Origin of the sequence: Chitinimonas koreensis (genome assembly GCF_014353015.1) — a bacterium.
GTDB lineage: Bacteria > Pseudomonadota > Gammaproteobacteria > Burkholderiales > Chitinimonadaceae > Chitinimonas > Chitinimonas koreensis.
Genome location: NZ_CP060704.1, coordinates 603,774 through 620,990, shown reverse-complemented (window position 1 = coordinate 620,990; position 17,217 = coordinate 603,774). Strand labels below are relative to the sequence as shown.

The following is a 17,217-nucleotide window of genomic DNA, read 5'->3' as shown; positions in this document are numbered from 1 at the left end:
TCCGGCAATATGGGCCATAGCGCCTTTTGTAGGAGCGGCTTCGGCCGCGAACCGGTGGAACTTCCATCACAGGCATTCGCGGCTGAAGCCGCTCCTACAAAGGCGCGCGACGCCCCGCATTTCACGTTTCACCGCCGCGCAGCGGCATCGCCTTTCACGGCCGGCGACCGCCGGCCATTTCACTGCCCCGACAGATAGATCACCACCCCCAGCACCAGCAACACCGCCAGCACTGCGAACGCGATCTTCCACGCCGACCACGGCCGCTCGCCCTGCACCTCGCCGGTCTGGCCGTTGACCAGGAAGCGCCAGGTCTTGCCGCCGTACTGGTAGCTCGACAGCCACACCGGCAGCAGCACGTGCTTGAAGGTGATCGCGCTGTAGCGCGGCGACATCTCGCTGATCTGCTGCACGTCGCCGCCGATGTCGCGGCAGATCGCGTCGCGGATCACCGGTTCCATGCGGCCGCGCGCGCGCTCGAAGCCCGGCTCCAGGCCGACCTGGTAGGCCTCCACCGTGAAGCCGGCCACGTATTCGTCGCGATAGGGCTGCAGTTGCCCGAGCCGCCACGGCTCGAGGCCGTCGAGATAGTCCTGCGGCAGCGAGCGGCTGGCCGGCACCGTCACATCGTCGAAATCGAGGTGGACCTGGCCCGAAGCCGGGCTCCAGCGCGTGCGCTGCACCTGGCGCGTCTTGCTGACGCCGTTCTCGGTGTATTGCTCGGTCACGTAGTAATGGTCGCCGCGCTGGCCGCGGTAGGGCGTGTCGCTGGCGGCGTCGTAGGTCCAGTAGGGCAGGTAGCAGCCCTTGAGGCCATGGTCGGCGCGGTAGGCGCGCTTGAGCGCGTTGGGCGCGAACCACAGGCCGTCGATCCAGCGCCGGAAGCGGTCGCGCGCATCGGCGTCGCGGATCTCGAACGGCGCCACCGCGCGCGGCCGGATGGTGCGGGCGGCATAGGCGCGGGCGGCGATCAGCGGCACCGCGCAGAACGGGCAGCGGTCCGCCGCGACATTGGCCGGCAGCTGGCTCTCGGCGCCGCAGCCCGGGCATTTCACCGTCTGCCGCTCGATCTGCGGCTCGTCGCCTGCGGCCTGGGCCAGGTAGCCGGCGTAGTCGAGCTCCTCGACCGCGGCGGCGACTTCGGCCTCGGGCGCGGCCGCGATCTCGTTCTCGGCGCCGCAGTAGGGACAGGCCAGCGCGTGCTGGCCCGGGGCGAATTCGAGCTTGGCGCCGCACTGGCGGCAGGGATAGGTGGTGGTGGACATCGTTCCCGTCTTTCCGTCCGTCGCCGGCCGGCGACAGAAAATTCGCTTTCGTTTCAGTCCTCTAGTCCGGCACGCGCGGCCCGACGTCGCCGGACGGCGACATCGCCGCAGCCGCCGACTCGGGGAGATTTCGCACAAATCATTGTTTCATATGAATATTTCAAGGCTGGCACGGCACTTGCCATAGGAAGGCCTCCAACCACCCCGACCCAGAGGTCCTGATTATGCAAACCAAGTTCGCGCTCTCCGCCCTCGCCGCCTTCGCCCTGGCCGGCGCCGCCCTGCCCGGTTTCGCTGCCGGCACCACCGCGGCCACCGAGCTGGCCGCCGCCGACGACAGCAGCCTGACCGCCGCCGTGCAGGCCGCGATCCAGGCCGACCAGGCGCTGGCCTACAGCCAGATCAAGGTCCAGGCCAAGCAGGGCGTGGTCGAGCTGAGCGGCACCGCCAGCCAGGCCGAAAAGTCGCGCGCACTCGAGCTGGCCAAGCAGACCGCCGGCGTGAAGGACGTGAAGGACGCCATCAAGATCAAGGGCTGATCGAAAGCCGAAACGCTTCACGGCAGAGGACGCCGAGGACGCGGAGAAGCTGCCCCTTCCGATCCGGAAGAAGGCAGCGATCCGCCCCTCGGCGTCCTCTGCGTCCTCCGCGGTGAAAACGCCGTATCCGCCCGCTCCGGCAGCAATGCCTACTGCGGCAGCGGCGGCGGCACGTTGGCGAACAGGATGCCGAGCTCGGCCTGCTCGCCGGCCGGCGCCCACTGCGCCATGCCGGCCTTCCATACCAGGCTGTCGCGGCCGATCTCGCCGGCCTGCACCTTCTGCTGCAGCACGCCGAAGTCGAACGGCCCGGCCTGCTGGCCGCCGACCGCGACGAAGAACGCCACCGCGCCGGGAATCGGCGGCGGCACCGCGCCCGAGGCCGCCGGGGCGGGTGCGGCCGGGGCCGGCTGCTGCTGGAACAGCCCGCCCATGGTCTGGTTCAGCCCCATGCCGACGCCGACGCCCATCACGCCGCCGACGGTGCCCGGGTTCTGCGCCGCGTCGCGCATCGCCTGCGCCGCCTGGTACTGGGCGAACTGGTGCATGTTGCCGATGGCGCGCATGGCGCCCTGCTGGTCGATCGCCTTCTCGACCTCCTCGGGCAGGCCGACGTCCTGCACCTGCACCTCGACCAGTTCGAGGCCCAGCTTGTCGAAATCCGGCGCGATCCTGTCGCGGATGCGCTCGCCCAGCAGCGTGACCTTGCCCTCGAGATCGATCACCGGCACGCCGAGCTCGGGCATCACTTCCTTGATCCGGCTGCCGACCTTGCCGCGCAGATTGGTCTCGACGTCGGCCAGCGTGAGCTCGGCGCGGGTGCCGACCAGGTCCACCAGCACCGTCTTGGCGTCCTTGACCCGCATGGTGTAGAGGCCGAAGGCGGTGACGCGCACCACGCCGAACTCCGGGTCGCGCATGGTGGCCGGCCCCGGCGTGCCCCACTTCATGTCGGTGAACAGGCGGGTGTTGAAGAAGTACACCTCGGCCTTGAACGGCGAGTTGAAGCCGTACTTCCAGCCCTTGAGCGTGGCCAGGATCGGCATGTTCTCGGTGCTCAGCGTGTACATGCCGGGCACGAACACATCGGCGACCTGGCCGCGGCCGAGCTGGCCCTCGTTGACCATGACGGCCAGCTGGCCTTCGCGCACTGTGAGCTGGGCGCCCATCTTGATCTCGTTCTGGTAGCGCTCGAAGCGGTGCACCAGCACGTCGGGACGGTCTTCCGTCCACTCGACGATGTCGATGAACTCGTTGGTGAGCTTGTTCCACAGACTCATGGCGTCCTACTCCTGCAAGGCGTGCAACGGTGGAAATGGATGGCCGCGCGGCGGCAAGTCGCAACGATAGCCGCGCTCAGCCGCCAGGCCAAGCCAGTGCGGCCGGTTCGGCAAAACGACCGTTCGCGCCGCAGTCGAGCAAGGCGCGGCAGGCTTCGCCGTGCCAGTGCCCGCCCTCGCGCGGCGGACAGGTGAAGTCGAACGATTCGCCGCCGAGTTCGAAGGCCAGCGACCAGGCATGCAGATAGCCGCGGTCGGCCGCCGCGCCGCCGTAGCGCGCGTCGCCGAGGATCGGGCTGCCGAGGGACTTGAGCGCGACCCGGATCTGGTGCGTGCGGCCGGTCTGCGGCCGCACCAGGAACAGCCGCAGGCCGCCGCCGAGCCCGGCGCTGAAGAAGCGCGTGACGGCCGGGTCCTGCCGCGTCGGCAACAGGCGCCAGCTGCCGTTGCGGCCCTTGGCCATGTCGCCGGCGATGGTGCCCTGCTTCTTGGCGGGCGCGCGGTCGGACAGCGCGAGGTAGAACTTGGCGATGCGCCGCTCGGCGAACAAGGCGCCGAATTCGGCCGCCGCGGCCGGCCCCTTGGCCACCAGCACCAGGCCCGAAGTGATGCGGTCGAGCCGGTGCACCGCGTGCAGGTCGTCGCGGCCGGTCGATTCGCGCAGCAGGTCCAGCAGGCCCGGCGCCTCGGCCTCGCGGTGGAAGCTCAGGCCGGCCGGCTTGTCGACGAGCAGAAAGCGCGGATGGTCGGCGAGGATGGCGAGCATGGGAAAGGACGAGGCAGGATCAATCGGTGTGCTTCGACAGCAGCGCGTCGAGCCGCTGGGCGCGCCGCAGCCGCTCGATGCCGGCGTCGAGCGCGCGCACCAGACCGACCGCGTCGGGCGCGTTCGGGCTGACGGCGAAGTGGGCCACCACCGGCGGCAGGCCCGGGATCGGCCGGCCGACCAGGATGGCGGGATCGTAGGCGACCCGGCCGAGCCGGCGCTGGCCCGCCATCACTTCGAGCGTCTCGACGAACAGGTCGCAACGGCCGGCCGCCAGCTTGGCCACCACCGAGGGGTAGTCGAGCGCGCCGGTGTCGAAGCGGCCGGCATCGAGGCCGGTGTAGCCGTAGTTGTAGCCGTACAGGCCGCAGACGCGGTAGCGGCCGAGCTCGGCCGCGCTGTCGATCGACAGGCCGGCGGGGAAGCGGCCGCGCCAGTAGAAATAGCCGGGCCGGAAACGCAGGTAAGGCTCGCTGAGCAGGTATTCGCGCGCGCGCTCCTGGCTGTACAGCACGCCCATGGCGAGCTGGAAGCGGCGGCCGTCGCGCACCTCGCGCTGGCAGCGCGCCCACGGCAGCAGCGCCGCCTCGGGCCGGAAGCGGCTGCCGGCCAGCGCCTCGCGCAGCACGTCGACCGAATAGCCGACCACCGCTTCGGTCTTCCTGCCGTGCTCGCGCGCGAAATAGCTCGACGGGATCCACTCGCCCTCGCCGCCGCAGGCGCGTACGGTCTCGGCGATGCCGGGCGCGGCCGGAACGGCCGGAGCCGGCCCGTCGGCGGCACGGCAAGCCAGCGCCAGCGCGGAGAGCACTGGCAGCGGCATGCGGCGGAAGATGAGGGTGGAGGCGACCAAGGCTCGGCGTTCCCTCGCTGGCCGGACGGCCGGGCGGCGGGCGTCAGACGCGGTAGCGCGCGACGGTGGTCTGCATCTGGCGGGCCAGCGCCTGCAGCTCGCTGGCGGCCTGGGCGGTGTTGTCGGCCGCGCCGTTGGTCTCCTCCGACATCTGCGCGATGCGCTCGACCTGCTGGGCGATGTTCACGCTGGCGGTGCTCTGCTCGCGGATCGCGTGGGTGATGTCGCCGACCATCTCGCCGACCTGGGCCGAGCCGGCGCGGATCTGCTGGATCGTCTCGCCGGCCTGGCTGGCCTTCCGCACGCCGGAATCGACCCGCTCGACCACCTCGCGCATGCGTGCCACCGCGGTGTTGGCGCCCTGCTGGATGGTGGCGATCAGCGCGGCGATCTCCTGGGTCGACTGCGAGGTGCGCTCGGCCAGCTTGCGCACTTCGTCGGCCACCACCGCGAAGCCGCGGCCCTGCTCGCCGGCGCGCGCCGCTTCGATCGCGGCGTTGAGCGCCAAGAGGTTGGTCTGGTCGGCCACTTCCTTGATCACGTTGACCACCGCGCCGATGTTGGCGCTCTCGCGCGCGAGCTGGTCGATCTGGCTCGAGGCGTCGGCGACGCGGTCGGCGATGCCGTTGATCTCGCTGACGGTCGACTGGATCACCGCCTCGCCTTCGCCGGCGATCTCGCCCGAGCGGCGCGACACGCCGTCGGCTTCGCCGGCGCGGTCGGCGACGTGGTTGATCGACACCGTGACCTGCTCGACCGTGGCCGCCATCGCCGCGGCCGATTCGCTGGCGGCGGCCGAGTTGCTCGACATGCTCTGCGCCGCTTCGGCCATCTGGGTGGCCTGGCCGGCCACGCCGTCGACCGCGCCGGCGATGTCGCGGAAGCTGCTCTGCAGCGTGTCGAGCAGCCGGTTGAAGGCCGCCACCGTCATGCCGACCTCGTCGCGGCTCTTCACCGGTACGCGCTGGGTGAAGTCGAGCTCGCGGCCGATGCGCTCGACCATCTTCTCCATGGTCGCCAGCGGCCCCTTGATGGCGCGGTAGATCATCCAGCCGAAGCCGCCGAGCAGCACCACCGAACTGACGATCACCACCGCGAAGATCATCAGCGCGCGGCGGTACTCGGTCTCGGCGCTCAGGCCGGCCTGTTCCTGCAGCTTGAGGTTGTAGGCGGCGGCCTTCTCGATCGAGACCTGCACCACCTGCTCGGACGGCATCACCTTGCCGTACAGCGAGGCGACCGCCTGGTCGGTCTTGTTGGCCGAGGAGTTGTCCAGCGCCTCCTGGTAGCCCTCGACGTAGCTGGCGTAGGCGAGCTTGATCGCCTCGTAGTTGGCCTTGTCCTCGTCGTCGTTGACCAGGTTGGCGTAGCCGTCGATCGCGCGCTTGGTCACCGCCATCGACTCGCTCACCTTCTGGCTGAACGCCTTCTTGAGGTCGGCGTCCTGTTCCATGATGTGCGACAGCAGGAGCGCGCGCATCTCGCGGTAGGCGTTGCCGATGTCGTTCATCGCCTGGCCGCTGGGCATGGTGGTGTCGGTCAGGTACTTGACGTGGCCGTTGAGCTTGCCGAACGCGGCCACGCCGACGCCGCCCACGATGAGCAGCGAGGCGAGCGCGAGCATCAGCATCAGCACGAGGCGCTTACCGATGGACATGGGGGACTTCCTTTCCGGGTTGGGTTGGGGATGGGCTCCGCTCATGGGCGGCGCTCCTTTATGGATCGGGCCTGGCGGCCGGACCGTTGCTGCTCTTCATTATATTGGCACCGCGGCGCCTTGCTGCCCCAAACGCGACCGGTATTGCCGCACGCTCGCCGGACAATCGGGGCGGATGCGGAAGCATCGTCGATGCAGGTCGGACCGCAATCCGACAGCGCCGCCTGATCGAGGCAGGAGATCGGCCGAAGCCCGACCTGCAACCCCGACGACCGTCTACCGGTCCACGCGCTCCGCTAGCGGATCACCCCGCCGCCGAGGCAGGCCGCTCCGTCGTACAGCACCACCGACTGGCCCGGCGTCACCGCCCATTGCGGCGTATCGAAGCGCACCCGCGCCACGCCCCCGCTCACCTCGACCAGCTCGCAGGCGGCATCCGCCTGGCGATAGCGCGTCTTGGCGCTGTAGCGGCCCGGGCGCGGCGCCTCGTCGGCCACCCAGCTCAGCTGGTCGGCCTCGAGCTCGGGCTTGAGCAGCAGCGGATGGTCGTGGCCTTGCACCACGATCAGCTCGTTGCGCGCCATGTCCTTGCCGGCCACGTACCACGGCTCGCCGGCGCCGCCGATGCCCAGGCCCTGGCGCTGGCCGATGGTGTGGTACATCAGGCCCATGTGCTCGCCCATCACCCGGCCCTCGGGGGTGACCATCGGGCCCGGCGTCTTGGGCAGGTAGCGGTTGAGGAACTCGCGGAACGGCCGCTCGCCGATGAAGCAGATGCCGGTCGAATCCTTCTTGGCGTGGTTGGGCAGGCCGATCTCGGCGGCCAGCCGGCGCACCTCGGGCTTGTGCATCCCGCCGAGCGGAAACAGCGCGCGCGACACCTGGTATTGCGACAGCCGGTAGAGGAAGTAGCTCTGGTCCTTGCCCTCGTCGGCGCCGCGCAACAGGCGGGTGCGGCCGTCGGCGTCCAGGTCGGTGGCGGCGTAGTGGCCGGTGGCGATCTTCTCGGCGCCGAGCGCGATCGCGTGGTCGAGGAAGGCCTTGAACTTGATCTCGGCATTGCACAGCACGTCGGGATTCGGCGTGCGGCCGGCCTGGTACTCGCTGAGGAAGTAGGCGAACACCCGGTCCTTGTACTCGCGCGCGAAGTTGACCAGCTCGACGTCGATGCCGACCAGGTCGGCCACCGCGATCGCGTCGCGCGCATCCTCCTTGATCGAGCAGTATTCGTCGTCGTTGTCGTCTTCCCAGTTCTGCATGAAGACGCCGAGCACCTCGTAGCCCTGGCGCTTGAGCAGCCAGGCCGACACCGAGGAATCGACGCCGCCGGACAGGCCGACGACGATGCGTTGCGGATCAGTCATGGTGGCGTACCAGGTCGAGCGGGAAGCGGCGGCCGGCGCGGTAGTCGTCGATGCACTGCAGCACCAGCGGGCTGCGGTGGCGCTCGCGGCAGGCCAGCACGGCGTCGTAGTCGAGCCAGACCGCGCGCACGATGCCGTCGTCGAGGTGGGCGCGCGCGGCGCCGGCCGGCAGGTCGGCGGCGTCGTGGCGCTCGACCGTGACGCCGGCCGGCGCGACCGAAGCGGCCTCGTCGACGCGGCCGGCGTAGGCGAAGCGCAGATAGGTCAGGTCGCCGCCGGCCGGCGGCGACCATTGGTAGATGCCGACCAGCGCCTGCGGCTCGATCGCGTAGCCGGTCTCCTCGTAGCCCTCGCGCACGCAGGCGGCCAGCAGCGACTCGCCCGGATCGAGGTGGCCGGCCGGCTGGTTGAAGCGCAGGCCTTGGTCGGTGTGCTCTTCGACCAGCAGGTAGCGGCCGGCATGCTCGACGACGAGGGCGACCGTGGCATTGGGTTTCCAGATGGAGGCGGACATGGGGGATGGAGCCGGGGAAGGGGGCGTCATTTTAGGCGTCTGACTGATGAGGCGGTGAAATGTGAAAGGTGAAACGTGAAAGGTGGCCCCCCTCCCAGCCTCCCCCTTGAAGGGGGAGGAGCAGGTCGCATCGATCGCCGCCGTCGGCGATCTTCATCCACCTTGATCCCGTCACTGCACGGACTCCCTCCCCTTCAAGGGGAGGGCCGGGGTGGGGATGGGGTTCTCACGTTTCACATTTCACGTTTCACGTGCCTCTCAGCCTTCCGCCACCCGCCGTGCAATATGCTCCAGCGCTTCCTCCACCTGGTCGACCAGGATCAGGCACAGCTCGCCCGGCCGGATGCGTTCCAGCGCGCGGTCGATGGCGACGAACTCGCCCTGGATCTCCTCGACCTCGCTGGTCCGCGCCGCGCCCGCCAAACCTTCGCGCAGCAAGGCCACCACCTCGCCGTCCTCGCGGCCGCGCTGGCAGGCGTCCTGGTACAGCAGCACCGTGTCGAAGGCGGCGCCGAGGATGCGGGTCTGCTCGCGGATGTCCTCGTCGCGGCGGTCGCCGGCGCCGCTGATCACCACCGAGCGGCGGCTGGCCGGCATCGCCTCGACCGCGCGCACCAGCGCGATCATCGCGTCCGGGTTGTGACCGTAGTCGGCGATCAGCGTGGCGCCGCGGTAGTCGAACACGTTGAAGCGGCCCGGCGCGTTGCCGGCGTCGCTGGCGAAACCGGCCAGCCCGCCCGCCACCACGGCCCAGTCGAGGCCGAGCGCCCAGGCGGCCGCCAGCGAGGCCATCACGTTCTCGACCTGGAAGCTGATGGTGCCGTCGCGCGTCAGCGGGATCGCAGACAGCGGGATGCGGTGCTTGTGCTCGCCTTCCGCCGCCACCACGGCGCCATCCTCGATGTAGACCACCCGGCGGCCTTGGGCGCGCTGGGCGGCCATCACCGGCAGGTGCGGATCGGCGGCGAAGAAGATCACCTGGCCCGGGCAGTTGGCCGCCATCGCGGCCACCACCGGGTCGGCCGCGTTGAGCACCGCATAGCCGTCGGTCGCGACGTTCTGCACGATCACCCGCTTGAGCACCGCCAGGTCCTCCAGCGTGGTGATGAAGTTGAGGCCCAGGTGGTCGCCCATGCCGATATTGGTCACCACCGCCACCTTGCAGCGGTCGAACGCCAGGCCCTCGCGCAAGAGGCCGCCGCGCGCGGTCTCGAACACCGCGGCGTCGACGTCCGGGTGCATCAGCACGTTGCGCGCGCTGCGCGGGCCGCTGCAGTCGCCGCTGTCGGTGCGGCGGCCGCCGACGTAGACGCCGTCGGTATTGGTCATGCCGACGGTGAGGCCGCTCTGCGCCAAGAGGTGCGAGATCAGCCGCACCGTGGTGGTCTTGCCGTTGGTGCCGGTCACCGCCACCACCGGGATGCGGCCGTCGTCGCCGGCCGGGTAGATGGTGTCCACGATCGCGTCGCCGATCGGCCGGCCCTTGCCGAACGACGGCGACAGGTGCATGCGCAGGCCCGGCGCGGCGTTCACCTCGACGATGCCGCCGCCCTGCTCCTCCAGCGGCCGCAGCACGCTGTCGCACACCACGTCGACGCCGCAGATGTCGAGCCCGACCATGCGCGCCGCATCGACCGCGCGCGCGGCGACCTCGGGATGCACGTCGTCGGTCACGTCGGTGGCGGTGCCGCCGGTCGACAGGTTGGCGTTGTTGCGCAGCACCACGCGGCGGCCCGGCTCGGGCACCGAGTCGGCGTCGAGGCCCTGGATCGCCAGCCGCGCCAGCGCGATGTCGTCGAAGCGGATCTTGGTCAGCGAGGTGGCATGGCCCTCGCCGCGGCGCGGGTCGCGGTTCACCGCGTCGACCAGCTCGCGCACGCTGTGCACGCCGTCGCCGATCACGTGCGGCGGATCGCGCCGGGCGGCGGCCACCAGCCGGTCGCCGACCACCAGGAGGCGGAAGTCGTGGCCCGGCAGGTAGCGCTCGACCATCACGTCGTCGCGGAACTCGCTGGCCGCCCGGTAGGCGATCTCCATGTGCTCGCGGCTGACGATGTTCACCGTCACGCCCTTGCCCTGGTTGCCGTCCTGCGGCTTCACCACCACCGGCAGGCCGATCTCGAGCGCCGCCGCCCAGGCGTCGTCGGCGTCCTTCACCGGCCGGCCGATCGGCACCGGCACGCCGGCGGCATGCAGCAGCCGCTTGCTCAGTTCCTTGTCCTGCGCGATCGATTCGGCGATCGCGCTGGTACTGTCGATCTCGGCCGCCTGGATGCGGCGCTGCTTGCTGCCCCAGCCGAACTGCACCAGGCTGCCCTGGGTCAGCCGGCGGAACGGGATGCCGCGCGCCACCGCGGCGTCGACGATGGCGCCGGTGCTCGGCCCGAGCCGCTCGTCCTCGTCGAGGTCGCGCAGCGCCTTGAGCGCGCCGGCCAGGTCGAACGGCGCATCGTCGAGCGCCGCGCGGATCAGCGCCTCGGCCCGCTCCAGCGCCAGCCGGCCGACCGCTTCCTCGCTGTACTCGACCACCACCTGGTAGACGCCGGGCTCGATGGTCTGGGTGGTGCGGCTGAAGGTCACCGGGCAACCGGCCTGCTCCTGCAGGCCGAGCGCGGCGAATTCGAGCGCGTGCGCCAGCGACACGGCGTCCTCGTGGCGGATCGCGCTCAGCGGCAGCAGCTCGGGGAAGCGCGCGCGCAGCCGGGTCTCGAAGCCGGGCAGGCGGTCGAGCGTGCACTCGGGCTCGCTGCAGGTCACGATGGCTTCAATCGCGGTGTGGCGGCTCCACAGGTTCGGGCCGCGCAGGGCGCGGATTCGGGAAACTTCCATCAGTGCTATCTCTCGCTGGGGCCGCCCGGCAGCGCTTCGCTCCGGGCAGCGGTTCATTCCATGTCGGGCCGCCGGGTCGCGGCCCGCTACCGGCAGATCGGCCGGGATCGGGCGCGGCCGGGATCAGTCGTTATAGGCTTCGAGGCCGGCGGCGATCATCTCGACCACCGCGCCGAAGTGCACCGCCACCGCAACCGCCGCCAGCGTGCCGGCCGCGTCGACGGCGTCGAGGCCGGCCGGCAGCGGCGCGATCCACTGCTCGACCTCGCCGCGCGCCAGCACGATCTGGCCGTCGCGCGCGAACAGCGCACGGCCGCCGCCGGCGCGGTGCTCGGCCAGCGCCGGCAGCGTGCCGTCGAGCGCGTACAGGATCACCGCGCCGTCGCACAGCCCGGCCATCTCCACCAGCTGCGGATCGGCCGCGTGCAGCACCGCCGCGCCGTCGTCCTGCACCACGTCGACCTGGGTGCGCAGCACGTTGTACAGGTGCTCGGGCTCGGCGATGTGCCAGGGCGCCAGCATGGCCAGGCCCTCGCTGTCGGTCACCACGCCGACCGCGCAGCGGTCGTAGACCAGGCCCTCGTCGAGGATGCGCTCGGCGCTGTGCTCGAACACCGCGCAGTCGATGCTGCGGTTGATCAGCAGGCGCTGGCCGGCCTCCCAGCGGGTGCCGTCGCCGGCGTCGATGCGGCGCCGTTCGAGGAACAGGCCGTCGCGGTTGGCCAGGCCGACGTGGCGGCCGGCCATGCCCAGCAGCGCGGCCGCCAGCCGGGCGACGCGGGTGGTGCCGCGGCTGCCGGTGACGCCGACCAGCGGGATGCGGCCCGACTCGCCGTCGGGGAACAGGTGGTCGACGATGGCGCGGCCGACCGGCCGGCCCGGGCCGTTGGCCGGCTTCAGGTGCATCAGCAGGCCCGGCCCGGCGTTCACCTCGACCACCGCGCCGCCCTGCGCCTCGAGCGGCTTGCCGATGTCCTCGGCCACCACGTCGATGCCGGCGATGTCGAGCCCGACCGCGCGCGCGGCCAGGCCGACCAGCGCGGCCACGTCGGGATGGACCGCGTCGGTGCAGTCGATGGCGACGTTGCCGTTGCGCTGGATCAGCACGCGGCGGCCGTCGGCGGGAATCGAATCGGGGGTCAGGCCCTGGCGCGCCAGGTCGTTGAGAATCGCGGTGTCCTCGTCGATGCGCAGGTAGTTGAGCGGGTGGTCTTCGGTGGTGCCGCGGCGCGGATCGGCGTTGATCTGCGCCTCGACCAGCGCGCGCACGTCGGCCTTGCCGTCGCCGGTCACCCAGGCGGTCTCGCCGCGCGCGGCGGCGACCACCCGGCCGCCGACCACCAGCAGCCGGTGCTCGTTGCCGGGGATGCAGCGCTCGACCATCACCTCGCTGCCGTGGCGCGCGGCGAATTCGAACGCCGCCAGCACGTCCTCGCGGGTCTTCAGGTCCATCGACACGCCGCGGCCATGGTTGCCGTCGGTCGGCTTCACCACCACCGGCAGGCCGATGTCCTCGGCGGCTTCCCAGGCGGCCTCGGCGGTCTCGACGATCTCGCCCTCGGGCACCGGCACGCCGACCGAGGCCAGGATGCGCTTGGTCAGGTCCTTGTCGCTGGAGATGCCCTCGGCGATCGCGCTGGTCTGGTCGGTCTCGGCGGTCCAGATGCGGCGCTGGGCGCGGCCGTGGCCCAGTTGCACCAGGTTGCCCTCGGTCAGGCGGATGTGCGGGATGCGGCGCTCGGTCGCGCCGTCGACGATGCAGGCGGTGCTCGGGCCGAGATGGTGGTCGTCGACCAGGCCGCGCAAGGTGGCCACCGCGGCGGCGACGTCGTAGCCGGTGTCGTTGATCGCGGCCATCACCAGCTGGCGCGAGGCCTCGACCGCGGCGCGGCCGACCTGCTCGTTGCGCGCGCGCACGGCCAGCTTGTAGACGCCGCGCGTCGGCGTCGAGCGCGCCTTGCCGAAGCCCGCCTGCAGGCCGGCCAGGTTCTGCAGTTCGATCGCCACGTGTTCCATGATGTGGGCCGGCCAGGTGCCTTCGCGCAGCCGCAGCAGGAAGCCGCCGCGCTCGCCGACGCCGCAGCGGTGCTCGATCAGGCCGGGCAGCCAGGCGGTCAGCCGTTCGTAGAAGCCAGGCAGCGTGTTGGACGGGAAATCCTCCAGCTCCCCGATGTCGACCCAAGCCTCGACCACCGGGCGGTAGGTCCACAGGTTGGGGCCGCGCAGGTAGTTGACGCGGAGGAAGGTCATGTCTTTTTTCATCTTGATCCCGAAGGTTTGGATCGGCCTCCCGGCAGGGAGGCTGTGACAACGTTCACGGCAGCGGTTCCGGCCTTGCCGGGCCGCGAGGCCGAGCATATCGCAGGTCGCGCGTTATACTTGGTATAGACCTGTACGAACAGTCCCCGTGCCCGCCGTCAACCGACCGGCACGGCCATGCGTTTCAGCGCTGACCGCACTAGGACGCACCGATTCGTTCGGCGCCCCGGCTTTCGGCGCATCGCCCGGCCAGGCCGGGCGCCACACGCTCCATTGAAATCAACCGGTTGTCCATGATGGGTTCCACATCCGCGCGCAGCGGCGCGCGGCCGTGGCTCCGATCGAGGTTGCCGAACAGACACAGGCCGGACGGCCCGCTCCGCGGGCCCGCCGCCGGCCGCCGCAGAATGACGACCATACCCCTTCCCGTCCGCAATACGCCGATCGACGCCTGGCAGGCCGAGCTGGCGCCCGAACTCGCCCCAGACGAAAACGTCCAGACCGGCTTCGAGGTTGACCTCGACGACCAACTTCGCTTCCGCCGCGGCCTCCTGGCCCTCACCGACCGGCGCCTGCTGGCCCGCGCCGCCGGCGAGACGCGCTGGCAGGCCTGGCCGCTCGACGCCGCGCTGTCGCTGCATCACCACGACCACGCCGGCGTCGGCACGCTCGAACTATACGACGGCAGCCGCCGGCTGGCGGCCTGGCGCTTCACGCTGGGCCAGAACCCGGCCGCGATCCGGCTGCTCGAGCGCTTCGAGGCGCTGATCACGACGCTGCGCACCGGCCAGCCGCCGGCCGAGCGCGAGGAGATCCGCTGCCCGACCTGCAAGGCGCCGCTGGAGCACGAGGACGACGACTGCCCGGCCTGCGACCGCGAGCTGCACACGCCGCCGTCGACCTGGACACTGTTCCGGCTGTGGCGCTTCGCCCGGCCCTACCGCGGCCAGCTGCTGGCCGGCTTCCTGCTGATGCTCGGCGCCACCGCCGCCACGCTGGTGTCGCCCTATCTGTACATGCCGCTGATGGACGAGGTGCTGATCCCGTTCCAGAACGGCCACCACATCGAGCCGTCCACCGTGGCGCTCTACCTCGGCGGCCTCCTGGGCGCGGGCCTCGCCTCGTGGGCGCTCGGCTGGGCCAAGACCTACATCCTGGCCTTGGTCAGCGAGCGCATCAGCGCCGACCTGCGCACCACCACCTACGAGCACCTCCTGCAGCTGTCGCTCGAATACTTCGGCGGCAAGCGCTCGGGCGACCTGATGTCGCGCATCGGTTCCGAATCGGACCGCATCAGCGTGTTCCTGTCGCTGCATGCGCTCGACTTCATCACCGACGTGCTGATGATCGCCATGACCGCGATCATCCTGTTCCAGATCAATCCCTGGCTGGCGCTGGTCACGCTGCTGCCGCTGCCCTTCATCGCCTGGATGATCCACCTGGTGCGCGACCGGCTGCGTACCGGCTTCGAGAAGATCGACCGGGTCTGGGGCGAGGTCACCAACGTGCTGGCCGACACCATCCCCGGCATCCGGGTGGTCAAGGCCTTCGCCCAGGAGCAGCGCGAAGCCGCCCGCTTCCGCGAGGCCAACCGCCACAACCTGGCGATCAACGACCGGCTCAACAAGGTCTGGTCGCTGTTCTCGCCGACTGTCTCGCTCTTGACCGAGATCGGCCTGCTGGTGGTCTGGGCCTTCGGCATCTGGCAGGTGTCGCAGCACGACATCACGGTCGGCACGCTGACCGCCTTCCTGGCCTACATCGGCCGCTTCTACGGCCGGCTCGACTCGATGAGCCGTATCGTCTCGGTCACCCAGAAGGCCGCCGCCGGCGCCAAGCGCATCTTCGACATCCTCGATCACGTCTCCAACGTGCCCGAGCCGGCCAACCCGGTGGCGCTGCCGGCAGTGCGCGGCGAGATCAGCCTGCGCGACGTCGGCTTCCGCTACGGCAACCGCGCGGTGATCCGCGGCCTCAACCTCGACATCAAGCCCGGCGAGATGATCGGCCTGGTCGGCCACAGCGGCTCGGGCAAGAGCACCCTGGTCAACCTGATCTGCCGCTTCTACGACGTCGGCGAGGGCGCCATCCGGGTCGACGGCGTCGACATCCGCAACGTCGCGGTGGCCGACTTCCGCCGCAACATCGGCCTGGTGCTTCAGGAACCCTTCCTGTTCTTCGGCACCATCGCCGAGAACATCGCCTACGGCAAACCGGACGCCACCCGCGCCCAGATCATCGCCGCCGCCCGCGCCGCGCATGCCCACGAGTTCATCCTGCGGCTGCCGCAAGGCTACGACTCGCTGGTCGGCGAACGCGGCCAGGGCCTGTCGGGCGGCGAGCGCCAGCGTATCTCGATCGCGCGCGCGCTCTTGATCGACCCGCGCATCCTGATCCTCGACGAGGCCACCGCCTCGGTCGACACCGAGACCGAGAAGGAGATCCAGAAGGCGCTCGACAACCTGGTGCAGGGCCGCACCACCATCGCCATCGCCCACCGGCTGTCGACGCTGCGGCGGGCCGACCGGCTGGTGGTGATGGATCGCGGCCGGATCGTCGAATCGGGCGACCACGACACGCTGATCGCGCAGCAGGGCGCCTACTGGCGCCTGCACGAGGCGCAGGCGCGCAACGTCGATACCGATCTCGACGACGTGAGCCTGTCATGAGCTGCAACCTTCACAGCAGATCGCCGACCGGTGCAGGCGCCCGGCAAAGCCAAGCGCTCCCGGGCATCGGCTCACCCTCGATCGATTCCCACTCCCCCGCCCTCGCCGCCGCGAGGCAGCCTCGCTTCGCTCGAACGCGGATGTAATGCCTGCAGGATTGGCGCAATGACCATCACTCTCTTCGAACTCACGCAGGACGACTACGGCCGGCTGATCTTCACCGGCGCCGACGGCGTCGCCCACGTCGGCATCACGCCGGTGCGCGCCTTTCCGATCGCCGCGCCCGACGAGGGCCTGTCGCTGATGGATCGCGACGGCCACGAACTCGCCTGGATCGACCGGCCGGCCGAGCTGCCGGCGGCGCAGCGCACGCTGATCGAGGAAGCGCTGACCAGCCGCGAATTCATGCCCGAGATCCGCCATATCCGCGCCGTCTCGACCTTCGCCACGCCGAGCAACTGGACCGTCGACACCGACCGCGGCGAGACCACTTTCATCCTCAAAGGCGAGGAAGACATCCGCCGCATCCACGGCGGCCTGCTGCTGATCGCCGACAGCCACGGCATCCAGTTCCTGATCCGCGACCTGTATGCGCTCGATCGCCATTCGCGCCGGCTGCTGGATCGATTCCTCTGACCCGCCAGGCGCGTGCCCAGCAGGCATCGCGCCCTGCAAAGCCCACGAAAAAGGCGGCCTCGGCCGCCTTTTCTCATGCCGTCCGAGCGCGGGCTCAGGACTTCTTCTCTTCTTCCTTCACGGCTTCCTTCTTCGCCTTCTTGTGCTTCTTCATCTTCTTCTCGACCTTCTTCTCGGCGGCCGGCTTGTCGGTCGGCGCGGGTGCGTCGGTAGCGAAGGCCGAAACGGCGAACAGGCCAGCGATCAGGGCAGCGAACAGTTTCATGTCGGTTCCTCAATGGCGGATGAAGCGTTGGAGGGTGCAAGCCAGACCCCGTGGATTCGGCGTCTGCTGCGATTAACGCGGCCCTCGCGCAGGCTGTTGACAAGTTTTGTGACTTTTTTGCACGCCGTCCGGGGCTTTTCATCGTTTCTTCATGGGAGCGTTGACAGCGGTCTCACAGTGGTATTGAATCGATCTTGTATTCAACTGGTATCGAACCAGTTCAACAAGACCGGATACTTCTTACAAACGACACACGGTCTGCGGGAGCATGGAGAGCATGAGTCTTGACTATCTGATCGGCGTGGATGGCGGCGGCACCGG

14 protein-coding genes are annotated in these 17,217 nt (G+C 70.1%); 3 read left to right on the top strand and 11 right to left on the bottom strand.

The window, feature by feature from the left end; genetic code table 11:
- Positions 1 to 179: 179 nt before the first annotated feature.
- Positions 180 to 1,265 carry a TFIIB-type zinc ribbon-containing protein gene (locus H9L41_RS02635; protein ID WP_028446026.1) on the bottom strand — a complete coding sequence of 362 codons (1,086 nt, stop codon included), beginning with the start codon at positions 1,263 to 1,265 and terminating at the stop codon, positions 180 to 182.
- 224 nt (positions 1,266 to 1,489) lie between these two features.
- Here H9L41_RS02635 and H9L41_RS02630 point away from each other — a divergent pair, with 224 nt between their 5' ends.
- Positions 1,490 to 1,804, top strand: a complete 315-nt coding sequence (locus H9L41_RS02630) for a BON domain-containing protein (RefSeq protein WP_051318962.1) — start codon at positions 1,490 to 1,492, stop codon at positions 1,802 to 1,804.
- Positions 1,805 to 1,953: 149 nt separating this feature from the next.
- On the opposite strand, the gene H9L41_RS02625 is transcribed toward H9L41_RS02630, so the two are convergent.
- The 9 genes from H9L41_RS02625 to H9L41_RS02585 all read right to left on the bottom strand — a co-directional run bounded on the left by H9L41_RS02625 (position 1,954) and on the right by H9L41_RS02585 (position 13,744).
- Entirely contained in the window at positions 1,954 to 3,084 is a 1,131-nt protein-coding gene (locus H9L41_RS02625) for an SPFH domain-containing protein (protein WP_028446028.1), read from the bottom strand.
- A gap of 76 nt (positions 3,085 to 3,160) precedes the next feature.
- Positions 3,161 to 3,850: a TIGR01621 family pseudouridine synthase gene (locus tag H9L41_RS02620; RefSeq protein WP_051318963.1), complete on the bottom strand. Its 690-nt coding sequence runs from the start codon at positions 3,848 to 3,850 to the stop codon at positions 3,161 to 3,163.
- A gap of 19 nt (positions 3,851 to 3,869) precedes the next feature.
- Positions 3,870 to 4,703 (bottom strand): substrate-binding periplasmic protein, encoded by an 834-nt coding sequence (locus tag H9L41_RS02615; protein ID WP_051318964.1) that lies wholly within the window; start codon positions 4,701 to 4,703, stop codon positions 3,870 to 3,872.
- Between the two features lie 43 nt (positions 4,704 to 4,746).
- Entirely contained in the window at positions 4,747 to 6,360 is a 1,614-nt protein-coding gene (locus H9L41_RS02610) for a methyl-accepting chemotaxis protein (protein ID WP_051318965.1), read from the bottom strand.
- A 296-nt stretch (positions 6,361 to 6,656) separates the two neighbouring features.
- The gene (gene mnmA / locus H9L41_RS02605; protein ID WP_028446029.1) at positions 6,657 to 7,724 is read right to left on the bottom strand and encodes a tRNA 2-thiouridine(34) synthase MnmA; all 1,068 of its coding nucleotides are present in this window, start codon (positions 7,722 to 7,724) and stop codon (positions 6,657 to 6,659) included.
- Positions 7,717 to 8,238 (bottom strand): NUDIX hydrolase, encoded by a 522-nt coding sequence (locus H9L41_RS02600; protein WP_028446030.1) that lies wholly within the window; start codon positions 8,236 to 8,238, stop codon positions 7,717 to 7,719. The genes mnmA and H9L41_RS02600 overlap by 8 nt, the downstream gene beginning before the upstream one ends.
- A 258-nt stretch (positions 8,239 to 8,496) precedes the next feature.
- Positions 8,497 to 11,067: a cyanophycin synthetase gene (gene cphA / locus H9L41_RS02595; protein WP_028446031.1), complete on the bottom strand. Its 2,571-nt coding sequence runs from the start codon at positions 11,065 to 11,067 to the stop codon at positions 8,497 to 8,499.
- A 123-nt stretch (positions 11,068 to 11,190) separates the two neighbouring features.
- On the bottom strand, positions 11,191 to 13,317 hold the full coding sequence (locus tag H9L41_RS02590; protein ID WP_308417311.1) for a cyanophycin synthetase: 2,127 nt from the start codon (positions 13,315 to 13,317) through the stop codon (positions 11,191 to 11,193).
- 208 nt (positions 13,318 to 13,525) lie between these two features.
- Positions 13,526 to 13,744, bottom strand: coding sequence for a hypothetical protein (locus H9L41_RS02585; RefSeq protein ID WP_157461955.1), 219 nt, complete (start codon positions 13,742 to 13,744; stop codon positions 13,526 to 13,528).
- Between H9L41_RS02585 and H9L41_RS02580 the strand changes: the two genes are divergently transcribed.
- Both H9L41_RS02580 and H9L41_RS02575 read left to right on the top strand, forming a co-directional pair.
- Complete coding sequence (locus tag H9L41_RS02580) at positions 13,734 to 15,995, top strand: cyanophycin metabolism-associated ABC transporter (protein ID WP_051318966.1); 2,262 nt, start codon at positions 13,734 to 13,736, stop codon at positions 15,993 to 15,995. The two genes, H9L41_RS02585 and H9L41_RS02580, sit on opposite strands and share 11 nt — an antisense overlap.
- Positions 15,996 to 16,160: 165 nt before the next feature.
- Complete coding sequence (locus H9L41_RS02575) at positions 16,161 to 16,631, top strand: cyanophycin metabolism-associated DUF1854 family protein (protein ID WP_028446033.1); 471 nt, start codon at positions 16,161 to 16,163, stop codon at positions 16,629 to 16,631.
- Positions 16,632 to 16,725: 94 nt separating this feature from the next.
- Here H9L41_RS02575 and H9L41_RS02570 read toward each other — a convergent pair whose 3' ends face one another.
- Positions 16,726 to 16,896 carry a hypothetical protein gene (locus tag H9L41_RS02570; protein ID WP_169730175.1) on the bottom strand — a complete coding sequence of 57 codons (171 nt, stop codon included), beginning with the start codon at positions 16,894 to 16,896 and terminating at the stop codon, positions 16,726 to 16,728.
- Positions 16,897 to 17,217 lie beyond the last annotated feature (321 nt).

Coding starts and splice junctions, on each gene's coding strand:
- H9L41_RS02600 (WP_028446030.1), bottom strand. CDS start 8,238: ATGTCCGCCTCCATCTGGAAACCCAATGCCACGGTCGCCCTCGTCGTC.
- H9L41_RS02610 (WP_051318965.1), bottom strand. CDS start 6,360: ATGTCCATCGGTAAGCGCCTCGTGCTGATGCTGATGCTCGCGCTCGCC.
- H9L41_RS02585 (WP_157461955.1), bottom strand. CDS start 13,744: ATGGTCGTCATTCTGCGGCGGCCGGCGGCGGGCCCGCGGAGCGGGCCG.
- H9L41_RS02590 (WP_308417311.1), bottom strand. CDS start 13,317: ATGACCTTCCTCCGCGTCAACTACCTGCGCGGCCCCAACCTGTGGACC.
- H9L41_RS02580 (WP_051318966.1), top strand. CDS start 13,734: ATGACGACCATACCCCTTCCCGTCCGCAATACGCCGATCGACGCCTGG.
- cphA (WP_028446031.1), bottom strand. CDS start 11,067: ATGGAAGTTTCCCGAATCCGCGCCCTGCGCGGCCCGAACCTGTGGAGC.
- mnmA (WP_028446029.1), bottom strand. CDS start 7,724: ATGACTGATCCGCAACGCATCGTCGTCGGCCTGTCCGGCGGCGTCGAT.
- H9L41_RS02575 (WP_028446033.1), top strand. CDS start 16,161: ATGACCATCACTCTCTTCGAACTCACGCAGGACGACTACGGCCGGCTG.
- H9L41_RS02570 (WP_169730175.1), bottom strand. CDS start 16,896: ATGAAACTGTTCGCTGCCCTGATCGCTGGCCTGTTCGCCGTTTCGGCC.
- H9L41_RS02635 (WP_028446026.1), bottom strand. CDS start 1,265: ATGTCCACCACCACCTATCCCTGCCGCCAGTGCGGCGCCAAGCTCGAA.
- H9L41_RS02620 (WP_051318963.1), bottom strand. CDS start 3,850: ATGCTCGCCATCCTCGCCGACCATCCGCGCTTTCTGCTCGTCGACAAG.
- H9L41_RS02630 (WP_051318962.1), top strand. CDS start 1,490: ATGCAAACCAAGTTCGCGCTCTCCGCCCTCGCCGCCTTCGCCCTGGCC.
- H9L41_RS02625 (WP_028446028.1), bottom strand. CDS start 3,084: ATGAGTCTGTGGAACAAGCTCACCAACGAGTTCATCGACATCGTCGAG.